Source organism: Pelovirga terrestris, assembly GCF_014773365.1.
In the GTDB taxonomy this organism is placed as follows: domain Bacteria; phylum Desulfobacterota; class Desulfuromonadia; order Desulfuromonadales; family Geopsychrobacteraceae; genus Pelovirga; species Pelovirga terrestris.
This window is the reverse complement of record NZ_JACWUN010000002.1, coordinates 17,977-37,938: the sequence shown is the minus strand read 5'-3', so window position 1 is coordinate 37,938 and position 19,962 is coordinate 17,977. Positions and strand designations below refer to the sequence as shown.

The following is a 19,962-nucleotide window of genomic DNA, read 5'->3' as shown; positions in this document are numbered from 1 at the left end:
CGCTAGCATAAAGATTAGAAAGTGTCAAGCTATTAACTAATGGTTCTTCACATAACCCGCCACGGTTGCGGCAAAAACAGTTGACCATGTAATGACAGGGCAAACCGATCGGTCATCCCTGCAATAAAATCAGCAACCGAAACGGCAAGACTGTCGCCCGGATACTGATGACCGCCACAGGCAAGGAAAACCGTCTGGTTGTCCATAAAGTGGCCGAAGAGTTGGCGCAACACGGCAGCGGCCTTGTCGAATTCAGCCTGCACACAAGGGGCCTGATAGACATGTTCGAACAACCAGCTGCGCAAGGCACAGACAGCCTGATCCATATCCGGCGACAACTGAATAAGGCGTTCAGCCGGCACAGACTGTTGGATCAGATCGGTCACCATGTGATTGATTCGGAGCGAATGTCGTGCACCAACTACCGCGACGATTTCTTTAGGAACGTCCTTGTTATTGATAATTCCGCCCCGGATCGCATCATCAAGATCGTGACTGACATAGGCAATAATATCTGCCAGACGCACAATCTGCCCTTCAAGTGTCTGTGCCCGCTGCGTTATCGATGCCGAAAGGGAGCCCCCCTGTCCTTTTGAATGATGAAGGATGCCGTCCCGTACCTCAAAGGTCAGATTCAATCCGGCGCCGTCGTTTTCAAGGACATCCACAACGCGCAGACTTTGCCTGACATGATGAAAACCGCCCGGCACCAGCTCATGGAGTACCCGCTCGCCGGCATGGCCAAAGGGGGTATGACCGAGATCATGAGCCAGAGCAATCGCTTCAGTAAGATCCTCATTCAACTCCAGCGCGCGTGCCACTGTCCGCGCCACTTGTGCTACTTCCAGCGTATGGGTCATGCGCGTACGATAATGGTCCCCCTGTGGAGAAAGAAAAACCTGGGTCTTATACTTTAATCGACGAAATGCCTTACTGTGAAGAATCCGATCACGATCATGCTGAAAAGCCGTGCGGATAGAACATACCTTACCGGCACACAAACGACCTTTACTGTTGACACTTAAACAGGCGCCCTGAGCTAGATGTTCCATCTCATTCTTTTCTTGTTTTTCTCTTATGTTCATATAGGCCTTGATCTGATGAATATCGATGGTATCAGCTATTATCACGGTGACTTCAGTTGCAGTTTGTTATAATCACAACAAAGATCCAAAAATTGACCGACGATAGATTAATCGAATAGAAATAATCATTCCCTCTTGATTTTTTAGTACAGGATGTTCTAGTTAAGATCAGCGTCTATTTTTATTTCCGAAAAACACATCACAAAAAAAATAGATCCTTACCCCAACAAACAAAGAAGGAGGCTAGAAAAAAGATGTCCAGTATCATGAAAATGGCGGCTGATATTATAGCGGCGCATGCATCAACAACACCAATGACCAAGGAAGAACTGATCGCCGAGCTGACCGATATCCATGCCGCCCTGGTGGCGCTGGAAAAAGGGGAAAACGTTGCACCTGAGCCAAGCGATGAAGCAACCCCCGTGGTCAGTCGCAAGAAGGCCTTTGGCAAAGAGGCTATTTACTGCATGATCTGCGGTAAAGGATTTAAAACCCTTTCGCGCCACTTGAAAACCGCCCATGGCATGACAGCCGGAGAGTATCGCAAAGCCTATGACATTCCTCGTGCGCAATCGCTGGCAGCAAAAAATTATTCCGAAAGCCGGCGCAAAATGGCAGTTGATCGGGGCCTTGCCGACAACCTGGCCAAGGCACGAGCCAGTCGCAGCAAAAAATAATGTCTCTGTTCAGCACCGGGGAGGACGGACAACCTATCCCCGGTGGCTGCTACTGCAGTTTCGCCCTATTCAAGGCGAAACATCACCTGGGCCAGGGATGAACCCTGCTGGTCCTCGATGACCACCGACCACTGTCCGATCCACTGCGGCAGAAAACGCTTTGAAGAAAAGGTGCGCCAGTCGGCCGACTGGACCGGCAGGGTGACCCGCGCCATTTCCTGATCTTCATAAAACCACACGTGGGTGACCTGTGTCTCACCCTCGGCTCCAACAATCCGGGTAAAACAGTACAGCTTTCCGTAGTCAGCTGGATAAACCTCCAGGTTGTCGACCGGCATGCGGTTTTCGATGGCGCTGGTAATGGAGACATCGACAACCTGAATGTCCGCTGCCTGAACTGAAAACGCAACGGCACAACAAATCACGAATAAACATAGTTTACTAAACATAAATTAAGCCCCTTGGATGTTAAAACTGGTCATTTGGATAGACAGGTCAAGCTCCGAGAGTAGCCAGAAAACTTCTACCTGTCCGGCATTCCAGCCCAAAATTCTCAGCCAGAGTAGCGGCGAGATCAGCAAAACTATCACGTATCCCCAGATCTTTGGTTTTGCTCAAAGCCGGTGAATATACCAGCAAGGGCACATATTCACGCGTATGGTCAGTTCCAGGGGTTGTCGGATCGCAGCCATGATCAGCGGTAATTACCAGCAGATCATCAGCTTCCAGCCGCGGCAACAATTGGGCTAACCAACCATCAACCTCGACCAGAGCAGCAGCAAAACCTGCCACATCCAGCCGATGGCCATAGACCATATCAAAATCGACCAGGTTTGCCATAATCAGGCCGGTAGAAATGTGATCTAAAGCAGCAAGGATTTTCGTCATCCCCATCCTGTTGTCGCTAGTTGGAATACTCTGAGCCAAGCCTCTGTCGGCGAAAAGATCCCCAATTTTACCGATGCCGCAGGTTGGAATCCCCTTTTTGTGCAACCGATCAAACAGGGTATCGTCCGGAGGCAGACAGGAAAAATCGTGACGCCCACTGGTTCGATAAAAGGTCGCTGAACTCTCACCGCGAAACGGGCGGGCGATCACCCGACAGATGTTATAAGGGCGCAGGGCGTCAAAGGTGGCACGGCAGAGCTCGTAAAGCTGGGCCGGGGGAATAATATCCTCGTGGGCGGCAATCTGAAATACCGAGTCGGTACTGGTATAAACGATGGGACGCTTGCTGCGCAGATGTTCTTCACCAAGATCGCGCAGGATATCAGTACCACTGGCGGCAATGTTGCCCAGGGGCCTCACCCCGGTGATAGAGGTAAAAAGATCGACGATTTCTACTGGAAAACCAGCAGGATAAGTAGCAAAAGAGCGCTGCAGAATAATCCCGGTCAGCTCCCAATGTCCGGTAACCGAGTCCTTGCCGGCACTTTGCTCCGCCATCTTCCCCCAGCTTGCCAGCGGCCGCTGAACCGGAGCTACGCCGACGAGGGGGACAATATTGCCAAGCCCCAAGCGCTCTAACTGCGGCAAGGGTATCCCTCCGACCCCGGCAACGACATGTTGCAGGGTGGCGGCATCTTCATCACCATAAGCAGCAGCATCCGGGAGAGCACCAACGCCGACACCATCGAGAACAATAACCACGACCCGCTTGTACATAATCCCCCCCCTATAAGATCTGTGCCGTGGCAATTTCTCCAACAATCGTCACCCCCGAACTGGTGCCGATGCGCGTTGCCCCTGCAGCAATCATCTCCCGGCAGCGCTGCAAGGAGCGGATGCCTCCAGCGGCCTTGACCCCAATCCGGGTCTGCACTGTTTGCGCCAACAGCAGAACATCTTCAGCTAGGGCGCCGGAGGGACCAAACCCGGTCGAGGTTTTAACAAAGGCGGCTCCGGCCCGCATGATGATTCGAGTGGCGGCAACTTTCTGAGTCCGGTCAAGATAACAACATTCAATAATCACCTTGACCCGGGCTGTCCGGGCTGCCATCACCAGCTGGACAATTTCTTCTTCAAAGCGATCAAGACGGTTTTCCAGCAGATGACTCAGTGCCGGCACCATATCTATTTCTTCAGCGCCGGCCGTTACCAGATCAGCTGTTTCCTGGACTTTCTGACGCAGGCTGTTGTAACCACAGGGAAAACCGACCACACTGCCGACCTTCACCTGTGAGCCGTAAAGACGCTGCACCGCAAGGGGAACGTGTAAGGGAGGAACACAAACAGAGGCAAAACCAAACTCTACGGCCTCTTCACACAGAGTAATAATCTGCTCCGAGGTCGCAGTAGGAGTCAGCAGGGTATGATCAATCATCGCGGCCAGAGCCGCTGCCGGGTGGTGGTCAGGTTCGGTAATCGGCATTGATTTTGACGTAGTCATAATTGAGATCGGAGGTATAGTAGCTGGCTTCCCCTTCTCCCAGATGCAGATTGATAGTGACAACGAAGGTTTCTTTTTTCAGCACATTGCCGGCTTGGGCCTCATGCTCAGGGCCGATTGCGACCCCGGAAGCCACAATTGGAATGCTGTCAAAACTGATATCGATACGATCCTGATCAAGCGTGATGCCGGAATAACCGACCGCGGCGATAATCCTCCCCCAGTTCGCATCCTCACCGAAAAAGGCGGTTTTTACCAGGGAGGAGGTAGCCACCGAGCGGGCCGCCGCGCGAGCATCATCGACATCTTTAGCCCCGATGACTCTGATCTGTACCATTTTGGTTGCACCTTCGCCATCACTGACAATCATTTTTGCCAGATCCAGCATCACCCTGTTCAGATGATCAGCAAAAACTGCTGCTGCTGCCGTTCCTGGACAGATCAGGTTACCACCGGCAGCGCCATTGGCAAGCACCAGCACCGTATCGTTGGTAGAGGTATCGCCATCGACGGTAATGGAATTAAAACTGTCCGCTACCGCGCGATGCAGCAATTCCTGCAGAAAGTCACTGTCGATTCGGGCATCCGTCAAGACAAAGCACAACATGGTCGCCATATCGGGATGAATCATTCCGGCGCCCTTGGCAATACCAAGGATGCCATACGGGTTATCACCCGATTCTTTAGCGCCGGCAATTTTGGTAAAGGCATCGGTCGTCATCATGGCCCGAGCAACCGCTTCGGCCGATCCCGGCTGCAACTCTGCAACGAGCTGGGGAATCGAACGTTCAAACGGAGGCAAAGGCAAGGGCACACCGATAACGCCGGTGGAAGAGACGGCCACCAGATCTTTTTCAATCCCGAGCGCCGCTGCGGTTAACGCCACCGTTTGCTCAGCACACTGGATCCCCTCCGGGCCGGTGCAAGCGTTCGCGTTGCCACTGTTCACCAGAATCGCCTGACACCGCCCGGTGGCTATACGCGGACGCGTCACCACTAACGGAGCGGCAATAACCTGATTGCGGGTAAAAACCCCGGCACAGCTGGCAGCGCAGTCGGAAACAATCAGTGCCATATCCGGTTTTTTCGATTTCTTGATACCACTGGCGACAGCAGAAAAACGATAACCAGCAGGCAACACATGATCCGTCATGAATCCCCCTTGAGGATATTATAGGTCTGTTCCGTTGGCAGCAGCATGCCGAAACTGGTACCTTCTTCGCTGACTTCTTCAAGAAAAATATCGCCCAGCATCCGATCAATAACAACCTTGGTCAACGCCAATCCGATGCCGACACCATGCGGTTTTTCTGTGTCGATGTTACCCAATTGAGTATAAGAACTGAAAACACTGTCAAGTGCGGTAATGGGAATCTTGCGACCATCATTGTAAATCTGCACATAGACGTATTCAAGACCCTCCTGCTGACACGGGCGTGCTCGCACCCGCAACCGTCCGCCAGGACGGTTAAACTTGACCGCATTATCAATCATGGCATGAAAGGCCATACCGAACTTTTCCTGATCGGCGTAGATATCGGGCATATCCTCATCAATATCGATTTCAATCTCCAGCCCCAGAGCCGTCATGCGGTTACAGAAATACTGAAAGGCATCGGCGATGGACCAGGGAACCCCAAAGGCCTTCCAACGCCAGATTTCCCGTTCCGATTCGATGGAAAACAGCCGCAACATCCCGGTGACCAGGCGGTCAAGGCGCTGCCCTTCTTCGCGCACTTGCTTAAGATTTTCCTGTAGCTCCGCGTCACTGAGCTTCTCATAAAAAGACAGAGAAAGGTCGATATACCCCATAATGGAGGTAAGCGGGGTTTTCAGTTCATGGGAAAGATTACAGACCAAACGGGTGCGGGCACGATTTAATCTGACCAGGTCTTCATTGGTACGTTCAAGGGCCGTGGTTTGTCGACGCAGATGATGCACCAGATCAAAGTTTTCCATCGCCAGAGCAACCTGACTGGCAATTGTCATGAGCAGACTCTGATCATCCAGATCGAAAGGCGCACCGGAAACCTTATTGTTGACGTTGATAACACCAACGAGGGCATCACGAATAAAAATCGGTACAGAAAGCAGCGACTGGTTTTTGTATTTATGACCGGCATCCAGGCTGGTAAAACGACGATCCTTATCAATGTTGGTAATCAACACCGGCTCTTTGGTTGCCACAACATGTCCCGAGATCCCTTCCCCCGAGGCAACCCGCACCCGATTGGCAACGTCCGCATCAAGGCCACGAGCCGAAGCGATATGAAGCATTCCATCTTCTTCAAGCAACATCAAAGAGGCCAGTTCAACGCCGGCAGACTGAACGATAGAATCAAGAATCTGGTCAAACAGCTGTTGCAGGTCGCCACCGCTGCTTGCGGTTTCACCAACTTTTTTGAGCAGCACCAGATCGGCCATCCGCCGTTGAGCTTCACGTCGGGCCTCATCCTGATGGAGATAATGGTAATAGGAGCTGATCCCCTGCCTGGCACTCGCCAGAACTTCATCGGGGGAGAAAGGCTGGGTCAGGTAATCAAGGGCGCGTTCACGCAGCACCTCGCGCAGGGTTTTGAAATCCTGTGATTCAGAAAACATCACCACCTGTACCGCGGCACTGTGTTGACGGGTGATCCGCAATACCTCCATGCCGCTGATATCCGGCAGGGTCAGATCACAGAAGACCATGGCGACATGATGGTGATCAAGAAAACCAGCGATCCCGGTACCACGGTCAAGGCAGAGCAACGGACAGTCGATTTCTGCCAGGATGTCCTGGAGATACTGAACCGTTTGTGCCGCGCCACTAACGAGCAGAATAGCCGGTAGATCAGTCGTATTTTTGCGCCCCTTATCAGCCATTTTCATCACAGCATCTTTCAACAAAAGAGCTTACTTACCACAGCATTTTTTATATTTCCGACCACTTCCACAAGGACAAGGATCGTTGCGCCCGACTTTTTCTTCATCACGGGTGATCGGTGTCTTGCCCTGTTCCTCATTATCAGAACGATTCATGATGATTTTGCGACGGCGCTGTTGGGCTTCCAGTTGTTCCACATCCTGTTGGCGTGCCAGCTGAATACGGTAAATTTTCTGGATAACTTCCTGCCGTACCCGCCCCATCATCTCCATAAACAGGGCGTAAGCTTCACGCTTGTACTCCTGCTTCGGATTTTTCTGGCCATAACCACGCAGCCCGATCCCCTGCTTCAGATGGTCTATCGACAGCAGGTGATCCTTCCACTGGGAATCAAGAGCCTGCAGCAACAAAACCCGCATCAACTGCTGCATGACCTCGGGGGTAAATTCTTCCGTCTTTTCGTCCAGACGCCCATGCGCCTGGTCTTTAAGTTGTTTTTCCAGACGGTCGCGGGTTGCCTTGCTACGATCAACGGTCTCAAGGACCGGCATAAAATAGAACTGGTTAAAAAAGTCCTCGATCAGCCGGTCCCAATCCCACTCAGCGGCTGGAGTCTTGTCCGGGCAGAAAGAGGCGATCATATCTTCAACCGTTTCATCGACAATACTTACATAGGTATCCTTGAGCTGTTCACCAGCCAACACCTCACGGCGCTGGGTGTAAACCACCTCGCGCTGCTTGTTCATGACATCATCATATTCGATCAGGTGTTTGCGGATGTCAAAGTTATGGGCCTCGACCTTGCGTTGGGCATTTTCAATCGCTTTACTGATCATGCCATGTTCGATCGGTTCCCCTTCAGGGATTTTGAGCTTGTCCATGACAAAGGCAACACGCTGGGAACCGAAAATCCGCAGCAGATCATCTTCCAGACTCAGATAAAAGCGACTTAGGCCGGGGTCACCCTGACGACCTGAACGCCCGCGCAACTGATTGTCAATCCGTCGGGATTCGTGCCGTTCGGTACCCAGGATATACAAGCCGCCGGCAGCAAGGACCTCTTCGCGTTCAACCTTGCAGCGCTCAACATAGCCCGGCAGCAACTCGTCAAAACGGGTCTGCGGATCCTCAGCCGGAGCGGCTTCACTACGCGCCAGCATCTCCGGATTGCCGCCAAGAACGATATCGGTTCCACGACCGGCCATATTGGTTGCAATGGTAACCGCGCCCTTACGACCGGCCTGGGCAACAATAAAGGCTTCGCGTTCGTGCTTTTTGGCATTGAGGACATGGTGCGGCACACCGCGTTTTTTTAACAGTTCGGAAAGCAGTTCCGACTTTTCGATGGAAATGGTGCCCACCAGCACCGGTTGCCCGCGCTGATGACAATCAACAATATCTTCAACCGTCGCCAGGAATTTCTCCTTGACGGTTTTATAGATGACGTCAGACTTATCGATCCGCTGCATCGGCCGGTTGGTCGGAATCACTACCACTTCCAATTTGTAGATTTCCTGAAATTCAGCGGCTTCGGTATCAGCAGTACCGGTCATCCCTGCCAGTTTGGTGTACATGCGGAAGTAGTTCTGGAAGGTGATGGTCGCCAGGGTTTGATTTTCATTGGCAATCGTCACTCCTTCTTTAGCTTCCACCGCCTGATGCAGACCATCACTCCAGCGCCGACCCGGCATTAAACGCCCGGTAAATTCATCGACAATATGGACTTCACCTTCATTGACAACATAGTCAACATCACGCTCAAACAGGGCGTGTGCCTTGAGGGCCTGATTGACGTGATGAACCAGTTCAATATTGCCGGGCTCGTAGAGATTTTCGACATTCAGCAGTTTTTCAACCTTGGAAACACCCTGTTCGGTCAGAGAAGCCGACTTGGCCTTTTCATCAACGGTAAAATCACCGGTATGACGCTTGACGGTCTGACCTATCTTGCCGTCACGCTCCTCAATCACCTCACCCTTTTCCAGGCGTGGAATAATCCGGTTGACGTTGTAATAGAGGTCGCTGGAAGACTCACTGGGACCGGAGATAATCAGCGGGGTTCTGGCTTCGTCAATCAGGATCGAATCGACCTCGTCGACAATGGCATAGTGCAGTTCACGCTGAGCATAATCAGCAAGCTCAAACTTCATATTGTCGCGCAGATAATCAAAACCGAATTCGTTATTGGTGCCATAGGTGATGTCGGCAGCATAGGCGACCTGGCGCTGGGCATCGGTAAGACCATGAACAACACAATCGACACTCAACCCCAGAAAACGATAGATGGTCCCCATCCACTCCGCATCACGGCGTGCCAGATAGTCGTTGACGGTGACAACATGAACCCCTTTGGCCGGCAGAGCATTCAGGTAGATTGGCAGGGTCGCCATCAGGGTTTTGCCCTCACCGGTTTTCATTTCAGCAATCTTGCCATCATTGAGGACCATGCCACCGATCAACTGAACATCAAAATGGCGCAGCCCAAGCACCCGTTTGCTGGCCTCCCGCACCACCGCGAAAGCCTCCGGTAACAGCTCAGCCAGCGTCTCACCACCAGTCAGGCGCTGACGAAACTCAGCAGTTTTATTCTGCAGTTGCGCATCGCTGAGTTGTTCGAGTTCAGGTTCAAGGGCATTGATTTTTTCAACCTGAGGCATTAACTTTTTCAGATTGCGTTCATTTTTGCTGCCGACGATTTTAACGATAAGATGACGAATCATGTGAGGTAGGTGCTCCAATAAACATCAAAAAAATGATGCGAAAAAAATTGATTCATAAAGGAGGCATAAAGGGACGCCACCGTTGCTGAACGGCGGCATAGTACCACATGGCGAGAAAGGCTCACAAGCACTAATGAGTCATATAAAGAGGGGGATGGTTACTAAAAAAACGATAAAATAATGGGAGTTCTACAGAAAAGCCCGGGGGTCAATGGGGACCCCGTTGAGATGGACCTCATAATGTAGGTGAGGGCCGGTAGAAACACCGGTGTTACCAACCTGGGCAATGCGCTCCCCACGCGTGACCCGCTGACCTACTTTGACCAGGATCCTTGAGTTGTGGGCATAGAGGGTCTGATAGCCATAACCATGATCGATAACCACCTTGTTGCCATAGGTCGATGAATATGTCACCCGCGCAACAATTCCGTCAGCCGGGGCAACCACCGGGGTGCCGGTATTGGCAGCAATGTCCAGCCCTTCATGCATCACTGTGCGTCCGGTAAAAGGGGATTTACGCTTGCCGAAATAGGAAGAAAGCCAACCGCGGGTCGGCCACCCCTTGGGGGTCGAGCGGCTGATGGAGATCTGATCGTTGAGCAGGTTGCGAACATCCTGTTGGGCCTGACGACGCAACTCAATGTCGATCTGAAGGGCATTGATCTGTTGTTGAATTTCGTTCAGCGAAAAATTGTCCTCATCCGGCTGCCCACCCATCGCTACCGGGATCAAACGACCATCGTCTTCGAGGTTGGCCAGTTGGCGAATACGTGCTTCAGTCATTGCCAGAGAGGCAAGTTCCTGCTGCAGCCGTTCCACATCGAGGACCAGACGCTGCATATTCTGGCGCTGATCACTGGCTTCTATGCGTAACCGCTGCAACTCCTGAAACTCAATCCGGTGGGACACATAGTCCCAGGCAAAAAACGAAAATAGCATCCCCCCCAGGAGCAGAGAACAAAGGGTCAAGCCCAGAAAGGTTTTTCTGATTCGTAACGATCTCATCCTGCTTCCCGAGGCAGAAACAAGGATCAACTTTAAATATCTGGATGTGGACATTCGCTTCCTTACTGTCTTTGGCCATACCGCTTATTGGGCCTCGCTAATAATTATAGCGCACCAATACCACAAAGACGTCAGGCATTCAAGATATTTATTGCCAAGGCAAATTCATCGCAATCGGGAAACTTAACACAGTTGATGCAATCTCCCCAAACTTTTTGTGGCAATTGGGCTTTATCGATCTCGGTAAACCCTAGTTTCTGAAAAAATTCAGGCTGGTAAGTCAGGGCAAAAACCCTCTGTAAACCGAGCTCCCTGGCTTCCTGCAGGCATCTCTCAACAATTTGTCGACCAATCCCCTTGCCATGCTGCCCCGGAACCACCGCCAGCGAACGAACCTCGGCCAGATCTGCCCAGCAGATAGCCAGGGCACCGATACCGAGAATCTTCCCATCCTCTTCGTAAACGTAGAAATCACGTATACTGTCGTAAATGGCCGCCAACGAGCGTCCGAGCAGTTGCCCATCTTTGGCGTAGGTCAGCAATAATTGATGGATTATTCGCGCATCGGGGATACGGGCAGGACGGATCATTTTCAACTCCTAAGAACTGTTTTCCTGATATCTTTTAGGTGCCGGGTCAGCAATGTTGCGCCGGGGACGACAATCGATCATGTCGAAAAATCAGCCGGCAATTGGCCGCTGCGACAGGCTGATTAACTCACGGGCATGAATTTGCGCCTGCTCACCAATGTGGGAGCCACCAAGCATACGGGCAATTTCATGTTCTCGCTGCGCATCCCCAAGAGCTTCAACCAGGGTGGTTGTGCGCTCGGACGAAGTGGTTTTACTGACCCGGCAATGGTGATCGGCAAAGGCGGCGACCTGGGGCAAATGGGTCACACACAACACCTGCAGATCACGACCGGTGCGCCGGATTTTTTCCCCAACGGCAGTGGCAGCTTCCCCTCCGATACCGGCATCGACCTCGTCAAAAATCAAGGTGATCAAGTCATCCCCTACCGGCGCACAGCGCCGTAACGCCAGCATAATCCGTGACAGCTCGCCGCCGGAGGCAATTTTTGACAGGGGCTGCGCCTGTTCACCCGGGTTAGCTGCAAGATAGAACTCCCCGCGCTCAACGCCATCAGGCCCCGGCTGCGCCAGCGTGTTCAAGCGCATTTCAAAACGCGCACGGGGCATCGCCAGTTCTGCTAACTGGGCTTCGACCGCTGCGGCCAATTTCTGTGCCGCCTGCTGACGTTGATGACTCAGGACTTTGGCCGCGGCAGTAAGGGCCTGTTTTTTTTCATCACAACGGCGCTGCAGATCCTCGCGTCGAGATTCCCCGGAGTTCAAGTCCTCTAATTCCTGCCCGATGCGTTGCTCAAAGTCTATCAATTCCACCAATGAGGGAGCGTATTTACGTTTAAGCCGCTCAAGTAGCGCCAGGCGTTCTTCGACCTGTTCCTGGCGATGCGGTTCAAATTCGAGCTTTTCGCCATAGTCGCGCAACTGCAGGGCAACATCCTCAAGGTTATAGAGACTTTCGCGCAAGCGCTCCGACAATCCGCCCAGCCCCGGGTCAATGGTACGCAGATCATCCAGCTGATCAGCCACTGCGCCCACCTGTTCACAGACGGACTGTTCGTTACCATAAAGGGAAGCATAGCCTCCGCTACTGGCCAGGGTCAGTTTCTCGGCGTGCTGCAGCAACCGCCGCTCCTGTTCCAGCTCGACATCCTCTGCCGCTTGCAGCCGGGCTTCAGCGAGTTCATGTTGAACAAAAGACAGATAGTCGATACGCTGCCGCCGCTCGCGCAGGGCGATCTCAAAACGGGCCAGGTCGTCCTGGAGCTGGCTATAGTCTTTATAGACCCATTGATAGGTCGCCAGCTCCGGTGCCAGTCCGGCGAACTCATCGAGCAGGGCCAGGTGCAACTCCGGGCGCTGCAGGGTTTGATGTTCATGCTGACCGTAGATGTTCACCAGATCACCGATCAGCTCACGCAGCTGCCCTACCGGTACCAACGACCCATTGACAAAAGCGCGATTCTTTCCTGATCGAGAGAGGGTACGGCGCACCACCAGTTCATCATCCACCGGCAATTCAGCGGCACTCAAGCGTTGCCGCAGCGGCGCCTGCGGCGCTAGAGCGAACACCGCTTCCACCGAAGCACTTTCGGCATCGGTGCGGATCACGTCACCGCGCGCACGACCACCCAGCAACAGATTCACCGCATCAATAATGATCGACTTGCCGGCTCCGGTTTCACCCGTCAGCACGGTAAAGCCCGACTCAAAGGTGACATGCAGGTGATCAATAATTGCGAAATTTTTGATGATCAGGTCTGTCATCATCTGTGTAAACTGTCTCCGCAGTGAAGGTTGTGCTAACGCTCGCCCCAGCTCAGTTTGGTACGCAGGATCTGAAAGTACTCACGATAGGGGCTGATCACCAGGCGTGCACGGGTTTCAGAACGGCGCACCTCAACCCGATCGCCGGACAGCAACTTATGCCCGACCTGGCCATCGGCAGTAAAAAAGACCACATCATCCTGAAACTTGACCTCAATTTCAATAATCGAACGACTCCAGATGATGATCGGGCGGTTGGTCAACATGTGCGGACAGATAGGGGTGATCAACAGGCTGTTGATCTCGGGATAAATGATCGGTCCGCCGGCTGCCAGGCTGTAGCCGGTTGAACCGGTCGGCGTCGAGACAATCAGCCCGTCCGCTTTGTAGGTGCTCAAATGCCGGCCATCAACATAGGTTTCCAAATCAATGATGCGCGCCAGAGCCCCTTTATTGATGACCGCATCGTTCAGCACGGTATATTCACCGACGACCTTGCCATCGCGATGAATCAGGGCATCGATCATCATCCGCTCAGATATTTTGTAATCACCGGCAATCAACTTATCAAGCATGTCAGGCATCTCTTCCCGGGTGATTTCGGTCAGAAAACCCAGCTGCCCCAGGTTCACACCGACAATCGGAACCTGTTTGCTCCCAACCTGCCTGGCGACCGATATCAGGGTCCCGTCTCCACCAAGCACCAGAATCAAGTCAACCAGCGCGGGAATCTCGTCGCCGGCGTAACCGGCTAACTGCCCAATTTGCTCGGCCAAGCCATCTTCAAGCAAAACCTCGATGCCGGCGGCAGCAAAACGCTGGGCAGCAAACATGGCAATCTGCTCAACCTCAGGGTGGCTTTTTTTGGCATAAATACCAACTTTTTTCAGCTTCACAACGTGGACTCCCAAGCCTTTAAATTCACTATAACCTTCTGAGTTTCCTGTCATTATTAAAGGACAAACAAGCCTGCACAACTACCATGAAATCCGGCATTAGTCTATCCCCTTTCCATGAACCAGCCAAGCCGTTGCGCCTGTTGTGAACAAGTGTCCAGCATGCTAGAGTGAGCAGCGCAAACCTACTGACAGTCACGAAGGACATTATGGATCTGTTTGAGCACAGTGTCGCAGAGGATCGCTTTGCCCCTCTGGCGGAGCGGATGCGACCCCGGGATCTCGAAGGCTTTGTCGGTCAGGAGCAATTGCTCGGACCAGGCAAACTGCTGCGCCGGCTGATCGAAGCTGATCAACTGACCTCAGCCATTTTCTGGGGACCACCGGGCACCGGTAAAACCACCCTCGGCCACCTGATTGCCAGGCGCACTGCCAGCCGTTTTGTCTTTTTCTCTGCGGTGATGGGCAGCTTGAAGGACGTCAGAGAGATCCTTGCCGAGGCGCGCCGGCAACGCGCTTATCACCGGCGCAAAACCCTGCTTTTTGTCGATGAGATCCACCGTTTCAACAAAGCCCAGCAGGATGCTTTTTTGCCCGCGGTAGAAACCGGGGACATTATCCTCATTGGGGCGACAACGGAAAATCCCAGTTTTGAAATCAACTCGGCCCTGCTCTCCCGATCACGCGTCTTTGTCCTCGAGGCGCTACCTCCCATCGCCATTAAAGCCCTGGTCAACAGAGCCCTGACCAGCACGGAGGGACTGGCCGACTACCAGCTCGAGATGACGACTGAAGCGCTGGATTTTTTAGCTGAAAAAGCCGGTGGTGACGCGCGTATTGCTCTTGGTGCAATCGAAAACGCAGCCCTGTCCGGTGGAACCGGGGAAATTGACCTGACCCGTATTGCCGAAGCGCTGCAAACCCGCGCTCTGGCTTATGACAAGGGGGGGGAAGAACACTACAATGTGATCTCCGCCTTTATCAAAAGCCTGCGCGGCTCTGACCCGGATGGCGCCATCTACTGGCTGGCGCGGATGCTTGACGCCGGCGAAGACCCCCTGTTTATTGTCCGGCGGATGGTCGTCTTTGCTTCGGAAGATGTCGGCAACGCCGATCCGCGAGCCCTGCAGATAGCCATAGCGACCCAGCAGGCTGTTCACTTTGTCGGCATGCCCGAAGCACGCATCTGCCTGGCCCAGGCGGTCACCTACCTGGCAGGTGCTCCCAAAAGCAACGCCAGCTATGTCGCCATCGGCCAAGCCCTGGCAGAAGTACGCAAGTCTGGCGCCCTGCCGGTACCCAAACACCTGCGCAATGCACCGACCTCATTGCTGAAATCCCTCGACTACGGCAAAGACTACCAGTACGCCCATGACTATAACGGTGCCGTAAGTGATCAGCAGCATCTCCCCGACCAACTGGCAGGCCGGCAATATTATCAACCAACCGATCGTGGCTATGAGAAGCTCATCGGCGAGCGTCTGGAACATCTGAGACAGCTGCGGAAGACTAAAACCTGATGCTTTCGCAAACAGCATCTTACTTGGATGGCAATGCAAAAAGCGCCAAATGCAAGGAGCGCCATTGTTGAGCAATGAGGCGTACTTATGTACGTCGAAGCAGTGAAACGATGGCGGCAACGCAGCAGTTGGTGAGTTTTTGCGGCGCCATCAAAACATGAAACGCCGCATACTCACATTCATCAACAACCCCACCCCAATCATCATGGTCACCATGCTGGTGCCACCATAGGAAAACAACGGCAGAGGAACCCCAACCACCGGCAGCAGGCCGATCACCATGGCAAGGTTCACCACAATGTGCCAGAAGAACATGGCGGTAACACCGATGGCCAGAAACAACCCGAAGGGATCGCTGGCGCGTCTGGCAATATAAAGCCCCCAGGCGATGAGAAAAAGATATAAGAGTAACAACAACAGGCATCCGATAAAACCCCACTCTTCGGCAAAAACCGAGAATGCAAAATCGGTATGGCGCTCAGGCAGAAAAGACAACTGAGACTGGGAGCCCTCGAGAAAACCTTTACCAAAAAAGCCGCCGCTGCCAACGGCGATCTTTGACTGAATAATGTGATAGCCACTGCCTAAGGGATCGGCCTCGGGGTTAAGAAACGTCCGAATCCGGACACGCTGATATTCATGGAGTCCAAACCACCCCAGAGCCCCGGTCACCAGGGCCAGAATTGCCAGCCAGATAATTGTGGCGCGCTGTAGCCCGGCAAATACGAGCATGGTTAAAGCGATCAGTACAACCATCACGGTGGTGCCAAGGTCGGGCTGCTTAAGAATCAGTAGAGTTGGCACCAGCAGCCAGAAAGCCGGACGCCACAAATCTTTGATGGCAAAACCCTGGGGCACCGATATCTTTGACAGCAAGCGGGCAAACAGCAGAATGATGGCCACCTTGATCGCTTCACTCGGCTGAATATTAATAAATCCAAGATTTATCCAACGAGTAGCCCCCATGGTCGCACGACCGTGAAAGGCGACAACAACCAGCAAGCCGATCCCGACAAGATAGGCATGAACAGCCAGATACTGCAGATGACGATAGTCGAACAGGCAGACCAGTGCAGCAATAAGCAACCCACTCCCCAACCATATGGCCTGTTTCAGATAAATCGGGGTCGCCCCTTGCGGCCAGTTGGTTGTAGCGCTGTAGAGATTGACAATCCCAACCCCCGCAAGCAGCAGAACCGTCAACAACAAAACCCAGTCAAAATGATAAACAAGACGGCGATCAAACATTGTGAAAATCCTTATTCACCCCGGTTTTGAAAATAACGGCTGATGATCTCACGCGCGATGGGTGCGGCAACACCACCTCCCGACTGACCATGTTCAACCACGACCGCTACGGCAATCTCGGGGTTTTCAGCAGGAGCATAGGCGACAAACAAACCGTGAGAGCGCCGGTGATAGGGGATATGTTCATCACCGGTGAGCAGATCTTCTTCTTCGTCGCTTAAACGCCGCACCACCTGTGACGTACCGGTCTTACCGGCGACCATGACGTCCTCAAGCTCGGCATGTCGGCCAGTGCCCCGCGGTTCATTAACAACAGCAACCATTCCCTCATTTATCGCTTGCACATGAGCGGCAGAGTAGTCAAGCTGATGAATCAGTTCCGGCTCAAAAAGGTGGGTATTCTGGTTGTTCCAGTCCTCAATGCGGCTGATAATTTGCGGCTTGAGGACCTTGCCACCATTTGCCAGAGCCGCCGTCATTACCGCGAGCTGCAGAGGAGTAGTCAACACATACCCCTGACCAATAGCAGCAATAACCGTTTCACCAGCGTACCAGGGCTCGTTCATCTGCAGGCGCTTCCATTCCCGTGTCGGCATGGTACCGGCCCGCTCTCCCGGCAACGAAAATCCCAGACTCGAGCCAAGACCAAACTCTTTAGCGGCAGCGGCCAGTTTGTCAATGCCAAGCTCGAGTCCAACCTGGTAAAACCAGACATCACAACTTTCCCTTAACGCCTTTTTCAGATCGGTAGGGCCATGGCCGGTGCGCTTCCAGCAGCGAAAGCGCGAATCCCCGACGACCAGATCACCATCGCACTGAATGACCCGATCCGGCGTAGCGATGCCTTCACGCAAGGCGGCCAGAGCAACAATCATCTTAAAGGTCGACGCAGGTGGGTAAAGACCGGTAATCGCCTTGTTCTGTAAAGGATTACGACGATTGCCCAGCAGGTCGCGCCACTCGCCAGGATTGATTCCCCGGGCAAACATGGCTGGATTGTAGGTTGGCAAACTGACCATGGCCAGAACTTCACCAGTATGAATATTCAGCACAACCGCTGCGCCGGCGCGCTCACCAAAAGCGGTCACCGCAGCTTTCTGTAATTCCAGGTCTACCGTCAGATGGATTTTTTTACCTGGCGCGGGAGCCTCGGCCCGCAACATCCGCAACAATCGCCCCTGCACATCAACCTCAATCAGTTGCTGCCCCTTGTTGCCCCGCAGGCTGTCATCATAGGCACGCTCCAGAGCCACCTTACCGACCAGATCCCCACCGCGGGACTCCCCGGCACGCGTGGCCCTAAGTTCTTTCTCGGTGATTTCCCCCAGGTAACCAATCACATGGGCGACCGCATCAGGTTCGGGATAGTCGCGAATCGGGCGCACCTCAATCAACACTCCCGGCAGATCGATGCTGTTTTCCTGCACCCGTTCGACCAGTTCACGATCGACATCCAGCAGCAAGGGAACCGGACGATATACCGGCAAGCGCCGCCCTTCCTGCCAGCGCATTTCGAGCAGTTCGACATTGACATGGAGCAAACCGGACAAACGTTCAAACAACTCATCACGCTGGACAATATCCTGCCGCATCACGGAAATCTGAAAAGCAGGACGATTATCAACCAGCAACACGCCATGTCGATCATAGATCGGCCCTCGCGGTGCTTCGGTGATCAGCATCCGGGTGCGGTTGCGGACAGAACGCTCAAACAAATCTTCGTAGCTGATCACCTGCAGATACCAGAGACGCAGCAGCAACAACAAAAAAACCAGTACTGCGGCGAGGGTGTAGAGATAAAACCGCTGCTTGACAATGGGCAGATCAATCCATTTAATTTTGAGATTCACGACAAATCTCCGCGGAACATGCCGCTATGATCTGAGCGACCTGAATCGTCCAGAAGCCGGTGCGGAAAAACCATGATCATCATGAAAAACACAAAAAGAGTACTCAGTGCCTGCTGTGGCAAGGTGGCAATCAGCAGATAAAAAATGGTGGCGAGATCACTGTAGGTTGTCATGATAAAAGCAACCAGCAGGCCGTGAACAAAGATGACGCCGATCAGGATCAGCACCAGTAACGCCGGGCTTTCAACATTAAGCTTTTCAGCCATCAGGCGAATCATAATAAACACCACCAGACAGGCAGCAATGTGTAATCCGATGGTTGTCCCGCTCAAACTGTCGAGCAAGGCTCCCAGCAGCATCACGGTCAGCATGGCCGGCACCGGCTTTTCACGAACGGCAAGCAGCAGAACCAGAATCAGAATCAGGTTGGGACGCCAGCGCGCCTCAAGAAACAGGGGGAAAAACGTACTCTGCAGCAACAAAAACATGAAGGCAGTCATCAGATAGAGCATGCAGCGCTTCATCGATCTTCACCTAAAATGACAAGTACCTCTTCCAAACGGCTGAAATCAGCGGCGGGAAGGGCCTCAATGCGCTGAAACAGGTCAAAGTCATCCTGAGACATAGAGACCACGCGTGCCAGTGGCAGTCCCTTCGGGAAAACACCGCCCATGCCGGAGGTTACCAGCAGATCACCAGGCTGAACTGTGGCGTTATTCTCCATATATTCGACACTTAAGCGTTCACCGTGACCGCGCAAAATCCCGCGAGAGCGGGTACTCTGGATCAACGCAGCAACGGCAGAAGAGGGATCGGTAATCAGCAGAACCCGCGAGCTGTGGGGAGACGTTTTTATCACCCTGCCGACAACTCCCTCAGCAGCCACCACGGCAAGCCCATGACGCAATCCTGACCGGGTCCCTTTGTCAATAACGATAGTACGGGCCCACGGGGTAACATCCTCACCAATCACCTGGGCCGGAAGGGCTGCGCGATCGAGGTCGTCAACAAAGGCCAGCAGTTTGCGCAGACGCTGATTCTGCAAAGTGACTTCATCAATCTGATTGAGGCGGGCGCGCAACTGTTGGTTTTCCGCCGTCAATTCCAGATTGCGCTGACGCGTGTCAATCAGCCACAGGTAGTTGCGCCAGACACCGACAACACCACTCACTGCACCGTCAATGCCCAATTGAAAAGGGGCAGTAACGGATAGCACCGCACGTTCAAAAAAGGTGGTGACCGATTTCTGACGAATATTGTACGAGTAGAGGATCAGCGTTGCGAGTAATAAGATCATCGCCAACAGGTAAAAACGATAGCGATTAAACAGATCACGCATCAGATGCCCATCG

General features: G+C 53.1%; 17 protein-coding genes. 2 read left to right on the top strand and 15 right to left on the bottom strand.

What is annotated here, in order from left to right; translation table 11 throughout:
- Positions 1 to 47 precede the first annotated feature (47 nt).
- Entirely contained in the window at positions 48 to 1,130 is a 1,083-nt protein-coding gene (locus tag ICT70_RS01740) for a deoxyguanosinetriphosphate triphosphohydrolase (protein ID WP_337906523.1), read from the bottom strand.
- Positions 1,131 to 1,339: 209 nt separating this feature from the next.
- Here ICT70_RS01740 and ICT70_RS01735 point away from each other — a divergent pair, with 209 nt between their 5' ends.
- The gene (locus ICT70_RS01735) at positions 1,340 to 1,762 is read left to right on the top strand and encodes a Ros/MucR family transcriptional regulator (RefSeq protein WP_191153664.1); all 423 of its coding nucleotides are present in this window, start codon (positions 1,340 to 1,342) and stop codon (positions 1,760 to 1,762) included.
- Positions 1,763 to 1,827: 65 nt separating this feature from the next.
- Here ICT70_RS01735 and ICT70_RS01730 read toward each other — a convergent pair whose 3' ends face one another.
- From ICT70_RS01730 to ICT70_RS01685, 10 genes are all read right to left on the bottom strand, one after another.
- Positions 1,828 to 2,211 carry a DUF2914 domain-containing protein gene (locus tag ICT70_RS01730; RefSeq protein WP_191153663.1) on the bottom strand — a complete coding sequence of 128 codons (384 nt, stop codon included), beginning with the start codon at positions 2,209 to 2,211 and terminating at the stop codon, positions 1,828 to 1,830.
- Positions 2,212 to 2,257: 46 nt separating this feature from the next.
- On the bottom strand, positions 2,258 to 3,427 hold the full coding sequence (locus ICT70_RS01725) for a phosphopentomutase (RefSeq protein WP_191153662.1): 1,170 nt from the start codon (positions 3,425 to 3,427) through the stop codon (positions 2,258 to 2,260).
- 10 nt (positions 3,428 to 3,437) lie between these two features.
- A complete protein-coding gene (gene deoC / locus ICT70_RS01720) occupies positions 3,438 to 4,133 on the bottom strand; it encodes a deoxyribose-phosphate aldolase (protein WP_191153661.1) in 696 nt (231 codons plus the stop codon).
- Positions 4,114 to 5,304: a bifunctional glutamate N-acetyltransferase/amino-acid acetyltransferase ArgJ gene (argJ, locus tag ICT70_RS01715; protein WP_224746749.1), complete on the bottom strand. Its 1,191-nt coding sequence runs from the start codon at positions 5,302 to 5,304 to the stop codon at positions 4,114 to 4,116. The genes deoC and argJ overlap by 20 nt, the downstream gene beginning before the upstream one ends.
- Positions 5,301 to 7,022 (bottom strand): GAF domain-containing protein, encoded by a 1,722-nt coding sequence (locus ICT70_RS01710; RefSeq protein ID WP_191153660.1) that lies wholly within the window; start codon positions 7,020 to 7,022, stop codon positions 5,301 to 5,303. The genes argJ and ICT70_RS01710 overlap by 4 nt, the downstream gene beginning before the upstream one ends.
- Before the next feature lie 24 nt (positions 7,023 to 7,046).
- A complete protein-coding gene (gene secA, locus ICT70_RS01705; protein ID WP_191153659.1) occupies positions 7,047 to 9,737 on the bottom strand; it encodes a preprotein translocase subunit SecA in 2,691 nt (896 codons plus the stop codon).
- Positions 9,738 to 9,926: 189 nt separating this feature from the next.
- Positions 9,927 to 10,742, bottom strand: coding sequence for a M23 family metallopeptidase (locus tag ICT70_RS01700; RefSeq protein WP_191153658.1), 816 nt, complete (start codon positions 10,740 to 10,742; stop codon positions 9,927 to 9,929).
- 131 nt (positions 10,743 to 10,873) lie between these two features.
- Positions 10,874 to 11,332, bottom strand: a complete 459-nt coding sequence (locus ICT70_RS01695; RefSeq protein WP_191153657.1) for an N-acetyltransferase — start codon at positions 11,330 to 11,332, stop codon at positions 10,874 to 10,876.
- Between the two features lie 90 nt (positions 11,333 to 11,422).
- Complete coding sequence (gene recN, locus ICT70_RS01690) at positions 11,423 to 13,099, bottom strand: DNA repair protein RecN (RefSeq protein WP_191153656.1); 1,677 nt, start codon at positions 13,097 to 13,099, stop codon at positions 11,423 to 11,425.
- Positions 13,100 to 13,131: 32 nt separating this feature from the next.
- Positions 13,132 to 13,986: an NAD(+)/NADH kinase gene (locus ICT70_RS01685; protein WP_420488571.1), complete on the bottom strand. Its 855-nt coding sequence runs from the start codon at positions 13,984 to 13,986 to the stop codon at positions 13,132 to 13,134.
- 215 nt (positions 13,987 to 14,201) lie between these two features.
- On the opposite strand from ICT70_RS01685, the gene ICT70_RS01680 reads away from it, so the two are divergent.
- Complete coding sequence (locus ICT70_RS01680; RefSeq protein WP_191153655.1) at positions 14,202 to 15,512, top strand: replication-associated recombination protein A; 1,311 nt, start codon at positions 14,202 to 14,204, stop codon at positions 15,510 to 15,512.
- Between the two features lie 150 nt (positions 15,513 to 15,662).
- On the opposite strand, the gene rodA is transcribed toward ICT70_RS01680, so the two are convergent.
- From rodA to mreC, 4 genes are read right to left on the bottom strand one after another with little or no spacing between them, the layout of a single operon-like run.
- On the bottom strand, positions 15,663 to 16,760 hold the full coding sequence (gene rodA, locus ICT70_RS01675) for a rod shape-determining protein RodA (RefSeq protein WP_191153654.1): 1,098 nt from the start codon (positions 16,758 to 16,760) through the stop codon (positions 15,663 to 15,665).
- Between the two features lie 11 nt (positions 16,761 to 16,771).
- Entirely contained in the window at positions 16,772 to 18,610 is a 1,839-nt protein-coding gene (gene mrdA / locus ICT70_RS01670) for a penicillin-binding protein 2 (protein WP_191153653.1), read from the bottom strand.
- Positions 18,607 to 19,134 (bottom strand): rod shape-determining protein MreD, encoded by a 528-nt coding sequence (gene mreD, locus ICT70_RS01665; RefSeq protein ID WP_191153652.1) that lies wholly within the window; start codon positions 19,132 to 19,134, stop codon positions 18,607 to 18,609. Before mreD ends, mrdA begins: the two co-directional genes overlap by 4 nt.
- Complete coding sequence (gene mreC / locus ICT70_RS01660; protein WP_191153651.1) at positions 19,131 to 19,949, bottom strand: rod shape-determining protein MreC; 819 nt, start codon at positions 19,947 to 19,949, stop codon at positions 19,131 to 19,133. The genes mreD and mreC overlap by 4 nt, the downstream gene beginning before the upstream one ends.
- Between the last annotated feature and the right edge of the window lie 13 nt (positions 19,950 to 19,962).